This window comes from Rickettsiales bacterium (genome assembly GCA_033762595.1).
GTDB lineage: Bacteria > Pseudomonadota > Alphaproteobacteria > Rickettsiales > UBA8987 > JANPLD01.
In genome coordinates, this window is sequence record JANRLM010000063.1 from 1 (window position 1) to 20,289 (window position 20,289).

General features: G+C 33.8%; 19 protein-coding genes. 8 read left to right on the forward strand and 11 right to left on the reverse strand.

What is annotated here, in order from left to right:
- The 3 genes from SFT90_04720 to SFT90_04730 all read right to left on the reverse strand — a co-directional run.
- A partial coding sequence (locus SFT90_04720; protein MDX1949784.1) for a hypothetical protein occupies positions 1-971 on the reverse strand: 971 nt, incomplete at its 3' end.
- A 282-nt stretch (positions 972-1,253) separates the two neighbouring features.
- On the reverse strand, positions 1,254-1,952 hold the full coding sequence (locus SFT90_04725; GenBank protein ID MDX1949785.1) for a response regulator: 699 nt from the start codon (positions 1,950-1,952) through the stop codon (positions 1,254-1,256).
- Positions 1,953-1,957: 5 nt separating this feature from the next.
- On the reverse strand, positions 1,958-2,821 hold the full coding sequence (locus SFT90_04730; protein MDX1949786.1) for a universal stress protein: 864 nt from the start codon (positions 2,819-2,821) through the stop codon (positions 1,958-1,960).
- Between the two features lie 345 nt (positions 2,822-3,166).
- On the opposite strand from SFT90_04730, the gene ctaD reads away from it, so the two are divergent.
- From ctaD to SFT90_04755, 5 genes are all read left to right on the forward strand, one after another.
- A complete protein-coding gene (ctaD, locus tag SFT90_04735; protein MDX1949787.1) occupies positions 3,167-4,795 on the forward strand; it encodes a cytochrome c oxidase subunit I in 1,629 nt (542 codons plus the stop codon).
- A gap of 145 nt (positions 4,796-4,940) precedes the next feature.
- Positions 4,941-5,456, forward strand: coding sequence for a hypothetical protein (locus tag SFT90_04740; protein ID MDX1949788.1), 516 nt, complete (start codon positions 4,941-4,943; stop codon positions 5,454-5,456).
- A gap of 3 nt (positions 5,457-5,459) precedes the next feature.
- Positions 5,460-6,347 carry a heme o synthase gene (gene cyoE, locus SFT90_04745; protein MDX1949789.1) on the forward strand — a complete coding sequence of 296 codons (888 nt, stop codon included), beginning with the start codon at positions 5,460-5,462 and terminating at the stop codon, positions 6,345-6,347.
- 2 nt (positions 6,348-6,349) lie between these two features.
- Positions 6,350-6,559: a hypothetical protein gene (locus SFT90_04750; GenBank protein ID MDX1949790.1), complete on the forward strand. Its 210-nt coding sequence runs from the start codon at positions 6,350-6,352 to the stop codon at positions 6,557-6,559.
- A gap of 250 nt (positions 6,560-6,809) precedes the next feature.
- Positions 6,810-7,391 carry a hypothetical protein gene (locus SFT90_04755; protein ID MDX1949791.1) on the forward strand — a complete coding sequence of 194 codons (582 nt, stop codon included), beginning with the start codon at positions 6,810-6,812 and terminating at the stop codon, positions 7,389-7,391.
- 24 nt (positions 7,392-7,415) lie between these two features.
- Here the strand turns inward: SFT90_04755 and tsaE are convergent, their stop codons facing one another.
- Positions 7,416-7,847, reverse strand: coding sequence for a tRNA (adenosine(37)-N6)-threonylcarbamoyltransferase complex ATPase subunit type 1 TsaE (gene tsaE / locus SFT90_04760; GenBank protein ID MDX1949792.1), 432 nt, complete (start codon positions 7,845-7,847; stop codon positions 7,416-7,418).
- Positions 7,848-8,097: 250 nt separating this feature from the next.
- On the opposite strand from tsaE, the gene SFT90_04765 reads away from it, so the two are divergent.
- Together SFT90_04765 and ychF are read left to right on the forward strand one after the other, a co-directional pair.
- On the forward strand, positions 8,098-9,276 hold the full coding sequence (locus tag SFT90_04765; protein MDX1949793.1) for an ATP-binding protein: 1,179 nt from the start codon (positions 8,098-8,100) through the stop codon (positions 9,274-9,276).
- A gap of 60 nt (positions 9,277-9,336) precedes the next feature.
- Positions 9,337-10,440: a redox-regulated ATPase YchF gene (gene ychF / locus SFT90_04770; GenBank protein ID MDX1949794.1), complete on the forward strand. Its 1,104-nt coding sequence runs from the start codon at positions 9,337-9,339 to the stop codon at positions 10,438-10,440.
- Here the strand turns inward: ychF and SFT90_04775 are convergent.
- Positions 10,437-11,096: a heme exporter protein CcmB gene (locus tag SFT90_04775; GenBank protein ID MDX1949795.1), complete on the reverse strand. Its 660-nt coding sequence runs from the start codon at positions 11,094-11,096 to the stop codon at positions 10,437-10,439. The genes ychF and SFT90_04775 overlap by 4 nt on opposite strands.
- Positions 11,097-11,308: 212 nt before the next feature.
- On the opposite strand from SFT90_04775, the gene SFT90_04780 reads away from it, so the two are divergent.
- Positions 11,309-14,188 carry a filamentous hemagglutinin N-terminal domain-containing protein gene (locus SFT90_04780; protein MDX1949796.1) on the forward strand — a complete coding sequence of 960 codons (2,880 nt, stop codon included), beginning with the start codon at positions 11,309-11,311 and terminating at the stop codon, positions 14,186-14,188.
- A gap of 108 nt (positions 14,189-14,296) precedes the next feature.
- Here the strand turns inward: SFT90_04780 and SFT90_04785 are convergent, their stop codons facing one another.
- From SFT90_04785 to SFT90_04810, 6 genes are all read right to left on the reverse strand, one after another.
- Positions 14,297-15,364 carry an LOG family protein gene (locus SFT90_04785; GenBank protein ID MDX1949797.1) on the reverse strand — a complete coding sequence of 356 codons (1,068 nt, stop codon included), beginning with the start codon at positions 15,362-15,364 and terminating at the stop codon, positions 14,297-14,299.
- Positions 15,365-15,495: 131 nt separating this feature from the next.
- Complete coding sequence (locus tag SFT90_04790) at positions 15,496-15,912, reverse strand: cytochrome c-type biogenesis protein (GenBank protein MDX1949798.1); 417 nt, start codon at positions 15,910-15,912, stop codon at positions 15,496-15,498.
- On the reverse strand, positions 15,899-16,441 hold the full coding sequence (locus SFT90_04795) for a DsbE family thiol:disulfide interchange protein (GenBank protein ID MDX1949799.1): 543 nt from the start codon (positions 16,439-16,441) through the stop codon (positions 15,899-15,901). Before SFT90_04795 ends, SFT90_04790 begins: the two co-directional genes overlap by 14 nt.
- Positions 16,442-16,739: 298 nt before the next feature.
- Positions 16,740-18,683 carry a heme lyase CcmF/NrfE family subunit gene (locus SFT90_04800; GenBank protein ID MDX1949800.1) on the reverse strand — a complete coding sequence of 648 codons (1,944 nt, stop codon included), beginning with the start codon at positions 18,681-18,683 and terminating at the stop codon, positions 16,740-16,742.
- A 42-nt stretch (positions 18,684-18,725) separates the two neighbouring features.
- A complete protein-coding gene (locus tag SFT90_04805; GenBank protein ID MDX1949801.1) occupies positions 18,726-19,325 on the reverse strand; it encodes a hypothetical protein in 600 nt (199 codons plus the stop codon).
- 13 nt (positions 19,326-19,338) lie between these two features.
- Positions 19,339-20,286 (reverse strand): DNA adenine methylase, encoded by a 948-nt coding sequence (locus SFT90_04810; GenBank protein MDX1949802.1) that lies wholly within the window; start codon positions 20,284-20,286, stop codon positions 19,339-19,341.
- Positions 20,287-20,289: the final 3 nt, after the last annotated feature.

Here is a 20,289-nt window from a genome sequence, read left to right on the forward strand (position 1 = left end):
GCTATTACAACCCTATCTTTACCAAGTGTTGCGATAGCTTTGTCAATTAAAATTGTAGATTTAGAAAAATTGTTTTTCCAGATATTTCTACCATCAACCACACCGATTGAAAGAGTTTTATCCGCAGGTAGTTTCGCAAGAATAGTTTCAAGCTGATTTGGCCTTCTAACTAAATCAACATGAAGTGCAGAAACCGGAAGGTTTACAGCCGTTTCAAGGTTCTCACGCAGATCATCAAAATAAGTTGCAATAGTGATTTTCAAATTAGAAAATTTTGAAATTTCAGAATAAGTTTCTTTATAAATTTTTCTTTCAGCATCAGTTAAATCAAGAGCTAAGAATGGCTCATCAATTTGAATTTGCGTTGCACCAAGTGAAGAAAGTTTTTGCAAGATTTCTTTATAAACTGGTAGTAAATCAGGCAAAAATTGAAGATTTGCAATTCCTTCATCTTTAGTTTTAGCAAGCTTGAGGTAAGTTATAGGCCCAAGTAAAACTGGCCTTGTTTCAACGCCAAGAGCTTTTGCTTCAAGATATTGATCAAAAATTTTATCAGAAGATAGTTTGAATTTCGAAGTTTTATAAAGCTCAGGAACGATATAGTGATAGTTAGTATCAAACCATTTTGTCATCTCAGAAGCTACTACATCTTGCCCTTCAACTTGTCTGCCACGCGCAATTGCGAAGTAAGTTGTTAAATCAACTTTCTCACCTGTGAACTTATAACGAGCAGGGATTAAGCCAAACATAGCAGTGTGATCAAGCACTAAATCATAGAATGAAAAATCATTAGATGGGATAATATCAACGCCAGCATTTTTTTGGGTAAGCCAGTTAGTTTTCCTGATTTCTTTTGCTTGGTTTTGTAAATCTTGCTCAGTGGAATTGCCCTTCCAATAGCTTTCAACTGCTTTTTTAAGTTCTCTAAATGCACCAATTCTTGGGAATCCCAAATTCGCTGATTTTGCCATATGTAGTTTGATTAAATTAGGGTTGCCTTATATACAAGGATTGCATTAATTACAAGGAATATTTGTGTTAATTTAATGAGATTATTAGACAAGTATAGATTTAATAAATTTTTGCTAGTTTCCTCTGTAGTGTCACCCCGCACTTGTTGCGGGGTTAACTATAAAACAAGCTCAAAACCTAGGTTTGCAAACTACTTCAACCCTTAACCCCGCAATAAATGCGGGGTGACAATTCGTGTTTAATGAGCATAAATCTATACTTTGCAAAAATTCCAATTTTTTTTAGTCTTTCGCTAAAATATAGCCTTCGCCACGAATAGTTTTAATTAGGTTTTCCGAGCCATTTGAGGCAGATTGCATCGCCTGACGAAGCCTTCTAATTGAAGTATCAACCGCCCTGCCCTCAATCTCTCCATCATCATTCCAAACCTTGCGAAGCAGAAAATCCCTTGATAAAACGCGCTCTTTATTCTCAAGAAAACATTTTAATAAATCAAATTCTGTTTTAGTTAAATCTAGCAATACCCCTGATATTTGTGCAGTTTTTTTTGCATCATCTAAGGCAATATTTTCATAATCCAAACTTTCTTCAAATAAATTTGGGTTAGACCTTTTAAGCACCGACTTAACCCTTGCCAGAAGCTCTTTTGGCGAGAAAGGCTTGGATATATAATCATCAGCACCAATTTCAAACCCTAGCAACTTATCAGATTCTTGGCTTCTAGCCGTTAGAAAAATCACTGGAGTGTTTTTTATATAAGGAATTCTGCGAATTTCACGCAATATCTCAACGCCATTTTTTGAAGGCAACATCCAATCAAGTAATATTAAATGGGGGGTAAATTCATCAATTTTTTCAATCGCTTCATCACCATCGAAGGCTTGATGAACAATAAAACCAGCCTTTTCCAGATTATACCTTATCAAAAGCGATATAGATTCCTCATCTTCAACCACTAGAATTTTAGGCTTAAAATTCATATTTATCAGTGAGTTAAGAAAAGATTACAAGATTCCTTATCTAAGAAATATTTTGTAAAGCCACCTAAAATAATCTGCTTTAATCTTGAATGAGAATAAGCACCCATTACAATTAAATCAGCATTAAATTCATTATATTTCTCTTCAAGAGCTTGCGGAGGATTTTTAGCATCTTCAATTACCACTGAAGTTATATTAACATTATGTTTTGCAAGGTGATTTTCTACGATTGTAACATTTTTTGAGATATCTTCATCTTCAGTAATATGGACAACATAAATCTTCTTAGCTTTTTGCAAGATAGGCATTGCAAACCATTCCGCTCTATGGGTTTGAGGGGTATCCTTCCAAGCAAGAATTATTGTGCTATCTTCAATTCTTTTATTTTCCGCAAAATTTTTAGTTAAAATTAAGGGCCTACCTGAGTTAAACAAAGCACCATCAATAACCGTATCTAAAATTGAAGCTCCTAAATCATAGCTTGCAATAGTTAAATCATGCAGGCTACATTCTGCTGTAATTTGCTCTGAGCTATCACCGAATATATCAAGAGCTTTGCCCCATTTAAGAACATTTTCTGAGTTAGTTTTTTTTGTTAAATCATCAAACCAATTTTTTACCTTGATAGATTTTTGCTCAAATTGCTCTTTATATAATTTATCAGCCACCTCTTGTGAGGCAGCATAACCTTGCTTTTTGAAAGTTTCTGCGATTATTTTATTTTGGTTTTCCTCAAGCAAAATTAGAGATTTAGAAGTAAAAACACAATTAGCCTTTGCATCATAAGTTTTTGCTAGGGCAGAAGAAAAATTCAACGCAGAAGCCTGATTGCCATTACTTGAAAGAGGTGTAAAAATGGATTTATACATAGTTTTTATTCATTAAGTTTTTATAAATTATTATTAGGATTTATTTTCCATAATATTTTTTTCAATTAATCTATCTGCAAAAATGCAGATATTTCGCAACCTATATTATCTATATCCATCAATAACTTAAATCAAATAATCTGCTAAAATGCAGAGATTTTAGAATTTTATAAAAATTTTTACCACTCAATTCATAGAGATTTGATGAAATAACTTTAATTTGAAAAAAATACAATATAAAGGATTAAAATTAAAATTTAATAGCATTAATCTTTATTAAAAAAATTGATTTAACTCAAAAATAGATTAATTAACTTAAAAAATTCTAACATAAATTAATTTCATATGGAAGGCGCACCTAAAGGTTTGAAAAGATGGTTATTTTCTACTAACCACAAAGATATTGGAACAATGTATATTATTTATGGAATTATTGCGGGCATTATTAGTGCCGCAATTTCCGTATGGTTCAGGGCGGAGTTACAATATCCGGGTGATCAAGTTTTCAATGGAAATTACCAACTTTACAATGTATTAATTACGGCACACGCACTTCTGATGGTGTTTTTTATGATAATGCCAGCTTTAATTGGTGGTTTTGGTAATTGGTTTTTACCACTACAAATTGGTGCACCAGATATGGCTTTCCCACGCTTGAATAATATCTCATTCTGGCTAATGGTTCCGGGTTTTATCCTTTTGATGATGGGTGCTCTATGGCCGTTTGATTGGGCTTCTATTATTGACCAAATTGGCACGAAAGATTGGAAGGGCTTAGCTTCATATTATGATACTGCTGGTGGCCCCGGAACTGGCTGGACGATTTATCCACCGCTTTCAAATCAAGCTGATATTTCAATAGATTTTGCGATTCTAAGCCTTCATATTTTAGGTATTTCCTCAATTTTAGGGGCGATTAATTTTATAGTAACGGTGCTAAATATGCGAGCCCCAGGTATGACGCTTCACAAAATGCCGCTTTTTGTATGGGCTATTTTCATTACTGCAATATTGCTAGTTTTAGCTTTACCAGTGCTTGCAGGGGCAATCACAATGCTGCTAACTGATAGAAATTTCGGCACGCATTTCTTCAAGCCTGAAGGCGGTGGAGACCCTCTATTATTCCAGCATTTATTCTGGTTCTTTGGCCACCCTGAAGTTTATATAATTATTATTCCTGCTTTTGGAATTATCTCACAAATTATTTCAACCTTCTCTAAAAAGCCAGTTTTTGGGTATCTTGGAATGGTTTATGCAATTTGTTCTATTGGTTTTGTGGGCTTTATTGTATGGGCGCACCATATGTTCACGGTGGGAATGAGCTTGAATACAAAGCTATATTTCACAGTTGCAACTATGATTATTGCAGTTCCTACTGGAATTAAGATTTTTAGCTGGATTGCAACAATGTGGGGCGGTTCACTCAGCTTCAAAACCCCGATGGTATTTGCAATTGGCTTTATATTCCTTTTCGTAGTGGGAGGTGTAACTGGCGTAGTGCTTGCTAATGCTGGTATGGATATTCCAATGCACGATACATATTATGTAGTGGCACACTTCCACTATGTTATGAGTTTAGGTGCTTTATTTGGTGCTTATGCAGCATTTTATTATTGGTTTCCTAAGATGTCTGGCAAGATGATGCCAGAGATTGCAGGGCATATTCATTTCTGGACAACGTTTATTGGCACAAATCTAACCTTTTTCCCGCAACACTTCTTAGGGCTTGCTGGAATGCCAAGAAGATATGTTGATTATCCTGATGCTTATGCTGGCTGGAATTATGTTAGCTCAGTTGGTTCTTACATAACCATGGCTTCAACTATATTCTTTATTGTGGTTGTGTTTTATGCCTTAAAATTCGGTAAAAAAGCTGGCAATAACCCTTGGGGCGAAGGTGCTGATACTTTAGAGTGGACAATCCCTTCACCACCACAATATCACACTTTTGAAACCCAACCAGTTGTGAAGTAGGTTTATGCGGTAATTCCCTCCCCTGTTTACGGGGGAGGGTTAGGGTGGGGGCATTTTAGAAAGAATAAATATATTTTTTTTAGCCCCACTCTTAATCTTCCCCCGCAAGCAGGGGGAGAAATATTTTCAAACAAAAGGAGTTAATATGGCTTGTGAAAACAAAGAACATAATCACGAAAACAAAACTTCTTGTGAAGTAACAAAAAAACATTGCAATTCTCTAAGATGCGTTTTGGCAATCCTAGCTTTTGCTGTTATCGGCACTGCTATTGCTTATGGCGTTTGGGAGGTTTTCAAATCTGGCTGGAACACTAAAGAATTAAAACATATGTGGAGGCCGCAATCTGCACCACATTGGCAGTTTATGCCAGTTGCACATTTATTCCAAGCAATTATATTTGTTTGTCTTTATAAATGTTTGGGCAAAGCCCTCTCTTGTTGCCCCTGCCCTTTTATGCGTGGTGGAAAATTCGGCTTCAAAATTTGGCTAATTGCCTCACTTGCAGATGCTCCTTTTTGGTTTATCGCTGAAAAAATCAACACAAATGTAATTGCTATCAGCTTGATTGATACATTCCTAACTTTTGTTATTGGCGGTGCTATCGCCTCTAAAATCCTTGGTAATATTTGGTGCGAAGAAAAATCTGAGTGTAAAAATTAGGCAATGAAAAGCAAATCCATAGAAATTTCTAGCCAATTTTCTGAAGTTAAGGATTATATTTCCCTGCTTAAACCTCGTGTGATGAGCTTAGTTGTTTTCACTGGCCTATGCGGAATGCTTATCGCACCGGGTGAAATCAACCCTCTAATCGCATTTATTGCAATATTTTGCATAACTATTGGCTCAGGTGCAAGCGGTGCTATCAATATGTGGTATGAGCGTGAAACTGATAAATTGATGAAACGCACTCAAAATAGGCCACTTCCGCAAGGTAGAATAAACCCTGCAAATGCATTAGATTTCGCTGGAATAATTGCATTTTTTTCAGTTTTTTTGATGGCTTTTGCGGTTAATATTTTATCAGCTTTTCTGCTCTTGAGTGCAATTTTATTTTATGTTTTCATTTACACAATTTGGCTAAAGCCCTCAACACCACAAAATATTGTGATTGGCGGTGCGGCGGGGGCATTTCCGCCTATGATAGGCTGGGCAGCAGTTACTGGAGATTTAACCATAATGCCGATTATTTTATTTCTAATTATTTTCCTCTGGACACCCCCTCACTTTTGGGCGTTAGCTATTTATAAAAATGAGGATTACCAAAAGGCAAATATCCCTATGATGCCTGTAATTTATGGCGTTGATGAAACCAAAAAACAAATGCTACTCTATACGATTGTATTATTTGCGGTTACTTTAATTCCGTTTTTCTATGGTTTTTCTGGAAATTTATATCTTGCCTCTGCGGTTATTTTGGGTTTGAAATTTTTGCACCATTCAATAATAGTTTTCAAAAACCCTGAGGAAAAAAACTGCCGCAAAATGTTTGGTTTTTCTATCCTCTATTTATTTTTACTTTTTACTTTTTTAGTTTTGGATAAATTTATTTAATTATGAATAAAGATGATAAAAAGGTTGGAAAAGATGGGAAGCCTAATGAAGAATATCTTAGACAAGTCAACCCAGATGGCGAGAAACCAACTCCACTTTATGATCCCTATAGTGCTAATGAAGTTCCAGCGGAATTAGTTAAATCATTTGGTTGGCAAAAACCTCAGCCGGCAACTTCACAGCCTAATTCACCTGAACCATCTAAAACCTAAAAGGCAATAAATATAATTTTTGCTATTTTTCACTCCTGTCAGCCGCTGCTTGAACGGGGTTAATTGCAAAATACGCTCAAAAATTAGACTTAAAAAACACTTTCAACCATTAACCCCGCAATAAATGCGGGGTGACTATCGGAGTATAAGTAGATAAAATCTATTTTTAATAAAAATATCATTATTTTTGCTATTGCAGAAAAATCATTCTAGTGTAGTAAATATTTAGAAATTTGAATATATATTTTTTATGAAAAAAACTTTTTCTCTCGCCCTTATCTTTTCTTTTGCAATGGCACTAACTTCTTGCGGATATGAAACATTAGAAAGCCCATTCAAATTCATTGGTGATAAAGACGCAGTTGAAAAATTAGGTATAAGCTCCGGTTCTGGCTCATCTTCAGCATCTACAGTTCAAGGCTTTCAAGTTTCTATCAAAGCACCAGCTGGAACGCCAATGGAAACTGCTTATAGCATCTTGAATAAAGAGGCAAATCGTGCTTGTAGGGGCGGTAAATATTCTTATGAAATTACCTCTCAAGGTGAAGGTGATAAAATGCCTGCAAACCCTCAAGACACAGGAAATCAAAAACTTCCATACATAAATGCAATAGTGGTTTGTGAACAAAATAGCCCAATTATGCCAACTGAAAATGTTCAAACTTCAAATGATTTAACAAGAGAAGCAAATAGCATTTCAGCACCAATTCGTGCTAACTCTATGAGAACTGCTAATAATAGAGGCTCTACAATTCAAGGTAGAACAATGCAAACTAACGAGCAGTTAAATGTTCAAGATTTATTAGTGCCTCAACAAAATGTTGGGTATTAGTAGTTAGGATTTAGGAATTGGGAGTTAGTTTCTAGAAATCATAATCTTCCTTCTGTTTTCATCAATATATTCAAATTGTATTTGGATATGTTCTTTTGGGGTAATTCCTTCTAGAATTTCTGGCCATTCAATAAGTGTGATGCAGTTTTCAAAAGCATTTTCAATATCCAAATCAAAAATTTCTTCCTGTTTTTTTAGGCGATATAAATCCATATGCCTAATCTCCAAGCCATTTTTGGCTTTATAACTATAAGAAATTAAAAATGTTGGACTTGCTATAGTTAAATTTTCATCACCCGTTAAAGCCCTTATAAAACCCCTAGAAAAAGCAGTTTTACCACTTCCTAAATTACCTTTTAGTAAAATAGCAACTGGTTGAAAACCAATTTTTAAGGCAAATTTTCTAGCAAAATTTTCTGTTTCTTCTTGTGAATTGGAAATAAATTCTTCAATCATAATTAATTTTGTTGTAATTAAATTCTAAATAGTTTTTATTACGAATAATAATTTTTTTTGAACTTTAGTGAATAATTTTATTTCTAAAATTTTTACCTTACTTGATAACCTCTTTATATCAATCAAACTATGGTTGCCAAAGGGTTTATATTCAAGGTTTTTAACCATTACAATAGTTCCTTTATTTTTAGTGCAAATTGTAACGGTTTACATTTTCTATGAAAGGCACTGGGAAAGCCTAACAAGGAATATGTCAAACAGCTTAGCAGGTGATGTTGCCTTGCTTGCTAACGGAATTACTAATGTTTCAGAAGATGACAGAGAAAGCGTTATTGAGGCTTCAAAACAATATTTAGATCTTGATGCCTATATTGAAGAAGGCAGTGCGAACATAGATAAATCTAATGATATAAGCTTGGAATATGCAGATTTGTTAAATAATATTAGGTCTCGTGTGCAGAATGATGTCGCTTTGTTCAAATATGGCTCAGATAAATTAAGGCTAGTAATTCAAGTTGATAGCTCCGCTTTGAATATTATTTTTTCTAATAAAAGGGTTGCAAACCCTACATCTTACATTTTTATAATATGGGTTTTAGGTTCAGCTTTAGTATTAATAATTCTTTCAGTAGGCTTTTTGCGAGGGCAAGTTAGAAGTATTTTATTTCTCTCAAAAGCTGCAGAAAACTTTGGCAAAGGCAGAGAAATGAGGAGCTTCAAACCAAGCGGTGCTAAAGAAATTCGTTTAGCTGGCATTGCATTTATTGAAATGAAAGAACGCATCAAAAGGCTTATAAACTCACGAACGCAGACATTAGTGCAGGTTTCACAGGATATTAAAACTATAATTGGTAAATCAAGGGAGCTTACACCGCAAATTTTAGACGGGAAAATCAAGAGAGAACTTGAAGCAAACCTTAATGAAATGCAAAATATAATTGATGGCTATATGCATTACACATTAATGGAATCTCCTGAACATCACATTGAAAACCTTACTGAAATTGATTTGAAGTTATATTTAGATAAAGTTACAAAATCTCATCAAACTCCAAAAACCAGAATAAAAATAGAAATCCCAGAAGGAATTTATTATAGCCTAAAACCTGAATATTTCGCCAGAAGTGTTAATAATTTGATTGATAACGCTGCGAAATACGCAAGTAATATTTTAATTAGAGCTCAAAAAGAAGATAAGAAATTCCTTCATATTTTCATTGATGACGATGGCGAGGGCATTCCTGATAATAAGATTGAAAAGGTTTTTCAGCCTTTTTATAAACTTGATGCTAACAAGCATAAAGAAACTGGCGGCGTTGGCTTAGGGCTTACTATCGCAAGGGATATAATCCATAAACATGGCGGAGATATTAAACTCTCAAAAAGCCATTTGGGTGGCTTGAGAGTTACAATTTCTCTGCCTTATTAGATGCTTGTCAGGTTTTAGTGCTTTGCAAAAAAATTATTAAAAATTTGAAAATTATAAAAAATGTCTATTAGATGCGGAATTGTTGGATTACCAAATGTTGGAAAGTCAACGCTTTTTAATGCTTTAACACAAACCCAAGCTGCCGAAGCTGCAAACTATCCATTCTGCACGATTGAGCCGAATGTTGGTAAAGTTTCCGTGCCTGATGAAAGGCTTGATAAACTATCAAAAATAGCCAATTCTGAAAAAATTATTTACAACCAAATTGAATTTGTTGATATTGCAGGGCTTGTTAAAGGGGCTTCCAAAGGGGAAGGGTTGGGCAACCAATTCTTATCGCATATTCGTGAAGTTGATGTAATAGTTTATGTTCTCAGATGCTTTGAAAATGCTGATATTATTCATGTTGAAGGCTCAGTTGACCCAATCAGAGATGCAGAAGTTATTGAAACAGAATTAATTCTAGCAGATTTAGAATCTCTTGAAAAAAGGCTTCCAAACCTAGAGAAAAAAGCCAAAAATGATAAAGATGCAAAAATCACTTTGGATATTATTAATAAAATTATTCCAGTTCTAAATTCAGGCAAACCTGCAAGGGTTGTTGAGGTTTCTGAAGATGAGAAAAAACACTTCAAAATGCTGCAAATGCTAACTTCTAAGCCAGTTATGTATGTTTGCAACATGAATGAAGATGAAGATGAAGTTGTAAGTGGCAATAATTTCTCTAAAAGAGTTGAGCAGATGGCAAAAGAAAAAAATGCCCAAACAACTAATATTTGTGCGAAAATTGAGGAAGAAATCTCTGGTTTAAGCACCAACGAAGAAAAGCAAGAATTTTTAGAGTCACTCGGAATGAAGGAAACCGGCCTTAATAAGATTATTAAGCTCGCATATTCACTACTTGGCCTCACAACATTTTTTACAATTGGCCCGAAAGAAGCAAGAGCTTGGACGGTCAAGAAAAATTCTTACGCACCGCAAGCGGCAGGGGCAATTCACACTGATTTTGAAAAAGGCTTTATCACCGCTGAAACAATTAAGTTTGAGGATTATATTGCCAACAATGGTGAACTTGGCTGCAAAAACACTGGAAAAGTGGCTATAAACGGCAAAGATTACCTTGTGCAAGATGGCGATATTTTCCACTTTAGATTTAATGTTTAAGATTGCCTTTCCAAGCACACTTTTCCTGAAAAAATTGCGATTGGAATTATAATTAACAAAAACGCTAAACAGGAAGAAAATAAATTTGCTAAACCTTGGAAAAACTCAGAATTCACAAGGCTTTCAGCGTAAGAAAAATTTGCAACAATTAAACTAATATATATCGGCAAAGATAAAATTGCTGAGGCAACTCCACCATTTCTAACGCCCGCAACAAGGCTTGCAAATAATATATTAATTGAACTTATAACTAGCCCCGAAAGGCTTGCACCAATTATTAAATAGATAAAAATATTTTCCTTTATGCCGAAAAAAAGGGCTGAAATTGGAGAGATTATTGCAATTGGTAGCGAAAAAAGTAAAAAATTGGAAATTATTTTAGATAAAATTATTTTGTAAGCGGGAATATTTAAGAAAAACTGAGTCAAAAAGCCAATCCTAAGGTCTCGCTCAAAAATTATATCTTGATTAAGCCCACAAGCTAAAATCATTGAAATTATTATTATTGAATATGAAAGCGTAAAATTTTCTTTAAGAATATCTGGTGCTGAAAAAGATAAAATAAAACACATCAAAAAAAAGAACATTAATATGTTAATTAGCTCTGAAGGCCTTTTGTAAATTAAAATAAAATCTCTTTTTACTATAGAAAACAAAGGGTTATGACATTTTATAAAAAAGTTAATAATTCGTTAAAAAAGTTAACGATTTATTAACCTTTTTGTGTTAACATAATTATTAGTAATAACAAATATTGCGTTCTGTTCAACATTAAATGTTGCAATTAGGCTATAATAAAATATAAATTAACTACACTGGGGGGTGTTGTATGTATTTCTCAAAAAAATTAACTCAAAATAATAACTCTATGAAAAGCGGTTGGAGAATCTTCAAAAAGAAGAAAGCTATTGTTAACTCATTATCATTGGCAGTTATGCTTGTGGCTTCGACTTCTGCTTTTGCACAAGTTTTGCCAACGGGTGGCGTAATAACATCAGGTAATGCCTCAATTAATACTGCAGGCAACACAATGACAATCAACCAATCAAGCCCAACAGCTATTGTAAATTGGGATAGTTTTTCAATCGGAAATGCTCTAAATGAAACGGTTAATTTTGCAAATGGTGCTGGTGCAACTCTAAACAGAGTTACTGGAACAGCCATTACGAATATTGCAGGAACTCTAAACGGAACAGGTTCTGTTTTCCTAATCAACCCAAATGGAATTATTATTGATTCAACTGGTAAAGTTGATGTTGGCAATGATTTTATTGCTTCAACTTATGGGCTTAATGATGCAAACTTCCTCGCAAATCAAAGAAACTTCAATGGCTCAAACGCTGGAAATATTGAAATTAAACAAGGTGCAATGGTTAAAGCAGGCAGAGATGTTGCATTCATAGGCTCAAACATTCTTAACCAAGGATCAGTTGAAGCTGGTAGAACACTTACTTTAGCAGCGGCTGGCCCTAATGGAGCAGTTAATCTTAATTCAAATACAGAAGTTTCCTCCATTTCAGGCAATGCAAATGCACTTGCAATTAATAATGAGGGAACACTGCGTGCAACAGGTTTAAGCACAACTAACGGAAGAGTTATTTTAAGGGCAAGCGGTGGTGATGTTAGAAATGCTGGTTTGATTGAAGCAAAATCTCCTACTGCAACAGGTGGAAATATTAATATTCAAGCTAGAAATATTGACCTAGCTTCCACTTCAAATATCTCGGCACAAGGTGGCAATAAGAATGCCAACATTAGAATAGCCGCTGATAATAATATTAACCTAAGGGGCAATGTTAATGCAACTGGAACTGCACAATTCTTTGCAGCTGGCAGTGGCTCTAACCTTCAAAATTGGGAAACCAACCAAGGTGCAATAATAGCAGATGGTGCAAAAGTTTCTGCTAAATCTGTGCAGATGTGGTCTGGTAAAACTGATGCAAATGGTGTAAGAGCAGATTTAAGCTCAGCAAATATTGAAATTACTTCATCTGATTCTAATGGCGAGTTTAGATCTCTAAACTTACACGGCTTTGAAGATGTTAATTTGAATGCAGTTAAAGGCGATAAAATTGTTACTGACGGCGGAACTGCTTCAGTTATAGCAAAAAATATCACCATTGATGATAAAGCACTTATACAAACTAAAAAATCTGATTTAATCTTATCTGCTGGTGCATTTGATGGTAACGGAAATTTTGTTACTGAAGGAACTAATAATTTTACAAGACTTCTTGAAGGCTCTGGCTGGAAAGGTGAAAACGGTGCAATGGGCGTGCTTGATATTAAAGCCTTTAATGGTGCACCAGTTGTAATTGATGGCTGTTGCCATGTTAAATTATCTTCTTCTTTCAATCTTGATGCAAACGGCAACCCAGTTAGAACAAACCTTACAAGTGAAAATGTAAGATTCGCTTATGAAGATAGCTCTGCATCTAATAGCTATCTTTCATTCAGGGCAGAAGGCTTCAATGATTTTGATGTAAATGTTGAAAATAACGCACTCGTTTCTAGCTCAATTATTAAAATTGAGAATATGAATAATAATATCAAATATGATGTTATAGCTGGCGCACCTATTCCAACTGGCAAAAATTTACCTACTGAATTAGTAAATTCTGACATTATTATTACTGGTGGTAAGTTTGATTTAGCTGATGGAATTTACAAAAATTCTCTTTCAAGAGTTGGCACAGGCACAACTTCATTTGATACTAGCTTGAAAGGCTCAGCTCTTAAATTCCAAACTAATAAAGATGGAAGCGTTACTCTAATCAGCGGTGCTGATGCAAATGGTAACAGACCAGATATTAATGAGGCCCTAGTTCAATTCGCTTATGGCGATAATCTGAACACTTATAAAAACCTAACGGTTGAAGGGTTCAAAGATATTAGCTTAGGATCTAACTTATTTGCTAATAATGCAATTAATGCATCAAATAATATTAGCCTTTACGCATATAATGATATTAATGTAAGTGGTGAATCAATAAATGCAGGCAATAATTTAACTGCAATTGCTAACAATGATATGAATATTGTAAATGGCTCAAAAGTTACGGCTGGCAATGAAAATGTTCTTGTAGTTGATGAAAATTCTCCATTCGCTGTTGGTGCAGGTGGATTAACTTTAAGCGCTGATTCTGAAATTTCAGGCGATAAAGTTGGAATTTACACTGCGAAGCAAGATCAAAATTCTATTGATGGCAAAATCTCTGGGCAATCATTTGTTCCGGGTCTTGAATATGCAAATTCAAGCACTGAACAATGGTTAACCTTCTACCAAAATGGAAGTAACCCTCAAGATCCTTATAAAGTTTATTATAAAGATTCAGGAAGCCCAGCGCTAGTAGTTGGTGCTGTAGATTGTGAGACTAACCCAGAACAAGAAGGTTGTGCACAAGCTATGGGTTCACCAATGGTTAGGGAGTTCACAACAGCCTTAACAGATATTGAGTTCAATGATACTGGAAATGAACTTGCTAGTGGCGAAAGTAAAGATGTAAGATTAACTGAAAGACAAGCTCTATTTACTCCAAACTATGTAAGTAGCTATGCTCAAATGAGCACTAAAGAAAGGCTTGCAACAGCAACGGCACTTCCATTCCAGTTAGTTGGTGCTTCTTTACAAGGAACTCAAAGAATTGCTGAGTTAATTCCAATCCCAGGTTTTGAAGCTATTACTACAATGATTACTAAGCCAATTTTAGGGCTTAACAATGTTGTTAACCCAGCTTCAAATATATAATTCGCACAAGGCTTAGGATTACAGAAACTTTCAAACCATTAACCCCGCAATAAATGCGGGGTGACAATTTGAGTTTAAGTGGCTAGAACCTATCAATCTTCTAATTTTCTAAATCTCGCATTTCTGCTCAAGGAGAGGTATAATTTCTTCAAACTCATTAGCGACTTGGAAATTACAATTGAAATTCTCAAACTTTTTGATGATTTCAAGAATTGGATTCCAAAATCTTTTTGCAAATTCGCTATCTAATTTATTATAAATAACGATTTTTTTATCACGCATTAAATCATTATTTTGATGCTTAAGAAGTAGCAATGCGAAAAGCTCCTGCACAGTTCCCATACCACCCGGCATAATCACAAAAGCATTGGATTTTCTAATCATAACTTCCATTCTAGTGTAGATATCACCCCTTGGCCAAAACTCATTCAAACCATCGGGCAGCCCTTCCATTTGTATAATATGCGGAACATTTGAACCGGCACTCCAACCGCCATTTTCATAAGCACCACGCACAACTTCACCCATAATTCCAGTTTTGCCAGCACCACTAATGCAACCCCAATTTTTCTTAGCAATTAAACCGCCTAAATTATAGCCTTCCTCTAAATAATCTTTTTTCTTAATTGAGGCAGAACAAAACACACAAACCTTAAATTTAGGCTTTTTAATATGAGATTCATTTTCTTTATATATCGCACCAGCATTAACAAAATCAGGCTCATCAGATGGTTTATAACTACCAGAAATTTTAGTAGCTTTCAATTTTTCTACAACATCACTTGAAGCTTTTACAACCTCAACAAATTCAGAATAATTTTGCTTAACCGTGCCGAGTAATTTTAAGTGATTACACATTTCAAGAAAGCTATTCCAGCTCTCATCAGAATTTACGATAATAGCTGACTTACCCGTTAAATCTGAATCATTAGTTTGAAAACCAACAAAAATTGAACTCAAATTGAAATAATCTTCAAGCGATGGACTAGGTGTAAAAACAAAAGCGTCAGTTTCAATGATTTTCTTTTGAATATTTTCTAAACGAACAGATTGATCACCATTGGAATTATAAATATCCCAACCATTTGCAAAAATGTGATAAAGCAATTCTGCTCTATCTTTTCTTTTTGGGTCTTCAGCCCCTAAAACTCTACCTGAAAGCCTAACAATTGGCATAATAAATAAAAAAAATATGATTTGTAAAATTACTTAAAAGTGTCATTTCGAACAAAGTGAGAAATCTGGTTGCATCATAACAAACCCCAGATATCTCGCTCCGCTAGATATGACGGAAAAATATTAAATAACTAAATACGATTTTTTTTGAGATACACAACAAAAACCGCAAAGCCACCAATAACCATAATAAAAGGGAAAATCCACAACAGAAAAGTGTTAATGTTTATTGGCGGATCAAAGAAAATTCCATCACCATAATTTTCTTGTAAAAAATCCAAAATTTTTTCCTCATTATAACCATCACGGATTTTATTGCGAACAACCGCCCTAATTGATTTTGCAAAATCAGCATTTGAATCAAGCACAGATTGCCCATCGCAAGCAAGACATTTTAATTCACGAAAGATTTTTTGAGCTTGCATTTCCTGCTCAGTGCTAAGAACTCCGCCTTCTTCTAGGGCGTTTATTAAATCAGAAAATAGAGGATATGCAATACAAATAATTATTGCAAAAATGATAAAATATTTTTTTCTAACTATCTTCATTAAATAATTTTTTCTCAAGCAAAGTTTCAACTTCCAACAAAAATTCTGGCTTAATATCACCACGATGATGGAAAATCACTTTAGCGTTTTTATCAATTATAAAAGTTTCTGGAATACCTGTAATTCCAAGCTCTATGCCAAAAACACCTGCACTATCAAAGGCAATTTTATCAAACGGATTGCCATTTTCTTGCAACCAATTTTTGGTATCTTGCTTTTTATCTCGCCAAGCAATCCCAATAATTTGCATATCATCGGTTTTAATCTTTTTAAGCTCCATAAAAATGGGGTGCTCAACTTTGCAAACTACACACCAAGATGAAAAAAAATTCAAAATCGTGTATTTTCCTAAAAAATCTTTCTTAGAAATTTTCTTATTTTCCAAGCTTTCCAGCAAGAATTTAGGAATTTCCCTGCCAATTAAACTATTGGCTTTATATTCAGTTTTTCCAGAATAAAGCTTAACAAGCAAAAGCCCTGAGATGATTGTAATAGTAATAAAGGGTAATATTTGAATAAATTTCCGCACAATTTTAACTTTTAATTAGCAAATAGATAAAAAATAACTTTTTTGACACATAGAATTAGGTTTTAGCTAGGTGTCACATACTCCGAATTTTTTCAATAGAAAAGGAGCAAACTCAATTTTCCACCTGAATGTCACCCCGCATTTATTGCGGGGTTAACTGAAATAAACATTCATAACATTGATTTGAAAATACTTTCAGCCATTAACCCCGCAATAAATGCGGGGTGACAATTGGCGTTAATGTTTACACCCCCTTATATTTACCCACAACCAGTGAGAGAAATACTTTATTATTTCTTTAGTTTTTCTTCTTTGCAGTTGCGGCAAGGAAACCACCAATTGCAATTACTATAGCGAATATCCATAGGAATGAGATTAGTGGCTTAACATAAAAGGTTATTGGAAAATTATAAACTCTCTCCCCTGCTCTTTTTTTATCGCTTGTATTAGAAACTTCCTCAGTTTCACCCATTACAAAATATAAATCTTTATCAATAAAAGATTTAACATCTGCCTCATTTGTCTTAGTAAAACTTGGCATATAAACCCTATTTTCTGGGTAAAAAACTAAATCATTTTTGCCATCTTTAACTTGCAAAGTTAGCTTTTGTGCGAGAAAATTTTCACCTCTTAAAATCTCAGAATCAACATAAGAAATTTTATAATTATTTATCTTAATATTTTTATCTTTAGTAAGGTTAAAACTATGCTTTTCCTCAAGGCTTGTAAGCATCGCAATAATAATACAAAGCCCTGCAAAACCAATGTGAGAAATACTCATCGCGAAAAATCCCCTGCTAATTTTTTCTCTTTTTACAAAGCGAATTGAAAGAATCTCAAGCAAAGAAGTAAACACCCAAAACCCTGCAAATAAAGCAATTATTGAAATAAAATTAAATTTACTTGGATAAAAAAAGCAAATTAAAGCCGTAAAAATTATACTTATAAAGAAGCTTTTATAAGATTTTTTAGCAATAGAAATCAGCTTTTCATTCTGCCATTTTATAAAAGGCGTGAAGACCATAATAAGCAAAACTGACAATGTTATAGGTATAATCGTTTTGTTGAAATATGGCTCACCCACCGAAATTTGGGATAAGTTTAGAATATCCAAAATTATCGGATAAATTATTCCAAGCAAAAGCGTTACTGCGATTGAAAAAAATAAAACTACATTCGCAACAACTAAGGCTTGCCTTGATAAAGCCGAATAATCTTCAAAAATTTTTGGTTTTAATCTCGCAAAATTTTTAGAGATTTGATAGCTGGAATAAATACTAATTAAAAACACAATGACAAGCATCGCAACACCCCTTTCTGGCGAGTTTGCGAAGGAATGAACCGAAGATAAAATTCCAGACCTCACTAAGAAAAACCCAATCAAAGCGAGCAAAAAGCTTAAAATCGCTAGGAAAACCGAGCTTCTTGTAAGACCACCAAATTTTTTGGTATAGAGCAAGCTATGAATTAATGCACAGCCAATAAGCCAAGGCATTAAGGAAATGTTTTCAACTGGATCCCAAAACCAAAAACCACCCCAGCCGAGCTCCCTATAAGCCCACCAACTGCCAAGCATCACCCCAATTGTAAGGAAGCTCCAAGAAATTAATGCCCAAATTTTAACTTGCTCCGCCCAGATTTTAACATCAAAATTTTCACTTCTACATAATGCAATCGCATATGAAAAAACTAAAGAAAACCCAGCATATCCAATATATAAAATTGGTGGGTGGATTGCGAGGCCGATATCTTGCAACAAAGGGTTTAGCCCAATCCCCTGCGAAGGAAATTCACCATTTGGCATTTTTGGTGAAAACTCAAAAGGGTTAGAAAAAAAATAAATATAACCTAAAATAAAACTAAAGATAATTGATTGATATTTAAGAATTTCATCTTTCAAACTGGTTTTTGAACTAAGGCAAAACAAAAAACTATAGGCACTTATAAGCAAGGCAAATAGCAACATTGAACCTTCGTGATTGCCCCAAACCCCAGTAATTTTATAAATTAGCGGCTTGAGTGTATTTGAATTTTGAAAGACATTAAAAATTGAAAAATCAGAAATTATATATTTATATTCCAGCCAACAAAATGAAAAAACAACTAAAATAAAATTGGCAATAGTTAGATTTATTTGCGTAAAAAATTTAATATCTTCCTGCTTTAAGATGAGATTTTTCACTGCCTGAAAAACCGACAAAGAAAGCAATATCGCTAATAAAATTTGACCAAAATTGAGCATAATTTGAATAATCTAACACAACAATACATAACAGATTAAAAGTTAAATAGATGCCTTCCTTCTTTTAGAATTATCGCTAGAACTACTTTTGCTGATTATATTAGAATGTTGAATTTTTATTTCGTTAGGCCAATCCATTCCTTGCTCTTGGATATTCCAGTCTGGGTATTTATTATTTTCTCTTTTAAGATAATCCCTAATACAACATTCCTCGATAAATTTACAGCTTATATTGGCATTTTCAACTTTATGAATACCAAATAAACCCTTTACTTCAAATGAAAAATCATCGTGATATATCATATAAAATTCAATTTTTTTACCTTGCAAGATAGTATAATATAAAAAATACCAAATACCAAAACTTCTTATACTAGGCCTACCCTTAACTCCGCCATCTTTATAAATACTTAAAGTTCCTTTCATTCCTCCTTTATCTTGTGATGAACCAATCTTTTTTATAACACCATCAACAACAACTAAATATACTCTTGAGTAATTTTTAGTAAGTATATTTTTAGGCAAAGGATTACCATTTTCATCTTTAATATCTGATAAGTAGTCAAATTCCAGCTTTGTAGTGCCTTCTAAATACCTTACATCAGCTATCTTAAAGGCGGTCTTTACATCTTTTATGAGCATAAATAAGTAAACATTAGTAATTCATAATTAATATTTCGTGGGATTTCTTAATATTTCCATTATCAAAACTTCTGGACAATCTATTTTTGCCTATTCTCGTTTCACCTTGCCCCATAGTATACTGCCAAGAAACCTCAACTATATTAAAATCTTTATATGTTTCCCTTACCCATTCGCAATCATTATAAGATAAAATAAAACCACCTTTATGTTTCTTCAATAATTCAAAAAGCAAATTATGATTAAAACCATTATGATGAATTGGGAAATTTCTCATAGGATACAACCCCCTAAACATTTTGCTATTACCCTGCAAATAATATGGAGGGTCTAAGTATAAAAAATCTTGATTGTGGTTTGGAATTGCTTTTTCAAATGACTCATTAAAAACTTTAAGATTTTTAACACTAAAACTTCTTACTTTTTCCAACATTGAATTATATTTTTTGTCATTGGTATATATTGAAGACATCCAGCCTAAAAACCCGGGGCCATAACTCAAGTTATGACTAAAATAGTAATAAGTCGCCAGCTCCAAACTAGAAAATTTATTTTCTAAAAGCCCATCTTTTTTATTCCATATTCCCCTTAAAATATTTCTAATATTTTCATATTCTTCTTTCGTATTTTTTATTTTTTTTAAGTTTTGATAAAGCTCTTCAGGATTATTAATTTGATTTTGCCAATAATTAACTAACAAGTCAAAAATATCATACCCTATGACTTCAATATTAAGCTCTTTAGCTATAGCAACTTCTACTGAGCCACCACCAATAAATGGAGAAACAACTTTATTTAAGTTACTTGGTATTAAATCTATAATACTACCTACAGCAAGAGATTTTCCTCCAGCATACCTCAATGGAGTCCCTATATATCTCTTATAAGTATTTTGTTTTGCACCACTTTTTAGTTTTTTCAAAAAATTATCTTTTAATAAAGCCATTTCATTCTGTAGCATAAT

Coding starts and splice junctions, on each gene's coding strand:
- SFT90_04725 (MDX1949785.1), bottom strand. CDS start 1,952: ATGAATTTTAAGCCTAAAATTCTAGTGGTTGAAGATGAGGAATCTATA.
- SFT90_04730 (MDX1949786.1), bottom strand. CDS start 2,821: ATGTATAAATCCATTTTTACACCTCTTTCAAGTAATGGCAATCAGGCT.
- ctaD (MDX1949787.1), top strand. CDS start 3,167: ATGGAAGGCGCACCTAAAGGTTTGAAAAGATGGTTATTTTCTACTAAC.
- SFT90_04740 (MDX1949788.1), top strand. CDS start 4,941: ATGGCTTGTGAAAACAAAGAACATAATCACGAAAACAAAACTTCTTGT.
- cyoE (MDX1949789.1), top strand. CDS start 5,460: ATGAAAAGCAAATCCATAGAAATTTCTAGCCAATTTTCTGAAGTTAAG.
- SFT90_04750 (MDX1949790.1), top strand. CDS start 6,350: ATGAATAAAGATGATAAAAAGGTTGGAAAAGATGGGAAGCCTAATGAA.
- SFT90_04755 (MDX1949791.1), top strand. CDS start 6,810: ATGAAAAAAACTTTTTCTCTCGCCCTTATCTTTTCTTTTGCAATGGCA.
- tsaE (MDX1949792.1), bottom strand. CDS start 7,847: ATGATTGAAGAATTTATTTCCAATTCACAAGAAGAAACAGAAAATTTT.
- SFT90_04765 (MDX1949793.1), top strand. CDS start 8,098: ATGTCAAACAGCTTAGCAGGTGATGTTGCCTTGCTTGCTAACGGAATT.
- ychF (MDX1949794.1), top strand. CDS start 9,337: ATGTCTATTAGATGCGGAATTGTTGGATTACCAAATGTTGGAAAGTCA.
- SFT90_04780 (MDX1949796.1), top strand. CDS start 11,309: ATGAAAAGCGGTTGGAGAATCTTCAAAAAGAAGAAAGCTATTGTTAAC.
- SFT90_04785 (MDX1949797.1), bottom strand. CDS start 15,364: ATGCCAATTGTTAGGCTTTCAGGTAGAGTTTTAGGGGCTGAAGACCCA.
- SFT90_04790 (MDX1949798.1), bottom strand. CDS start 15,912: ATGAAGATAGTTAGAAAAAAATATTTTATCATTTTTGCAATAATTATT.
- SFT90_04800 (MDX1949800.1), bottom strand. CDS start 18,683: ATGCTCAATTTTGGTCAAATTTTATTAGCGATATTGCTTTCTTTGTCG.
- SFT90_04805 (MDX1949801.1), bottom strand. CDS start 19,325: ATGCTCATAAAAGATGTAAAGACCGCCTTTAAGATAGCTGATGTAAGG.
- SFT90_04810 (MDX1949802.1), bottom strand. CDS start 20,286: ATGCTACAGAATGAAATGGCTTTATTAAAAGATAATTTTTTGAAAAAA.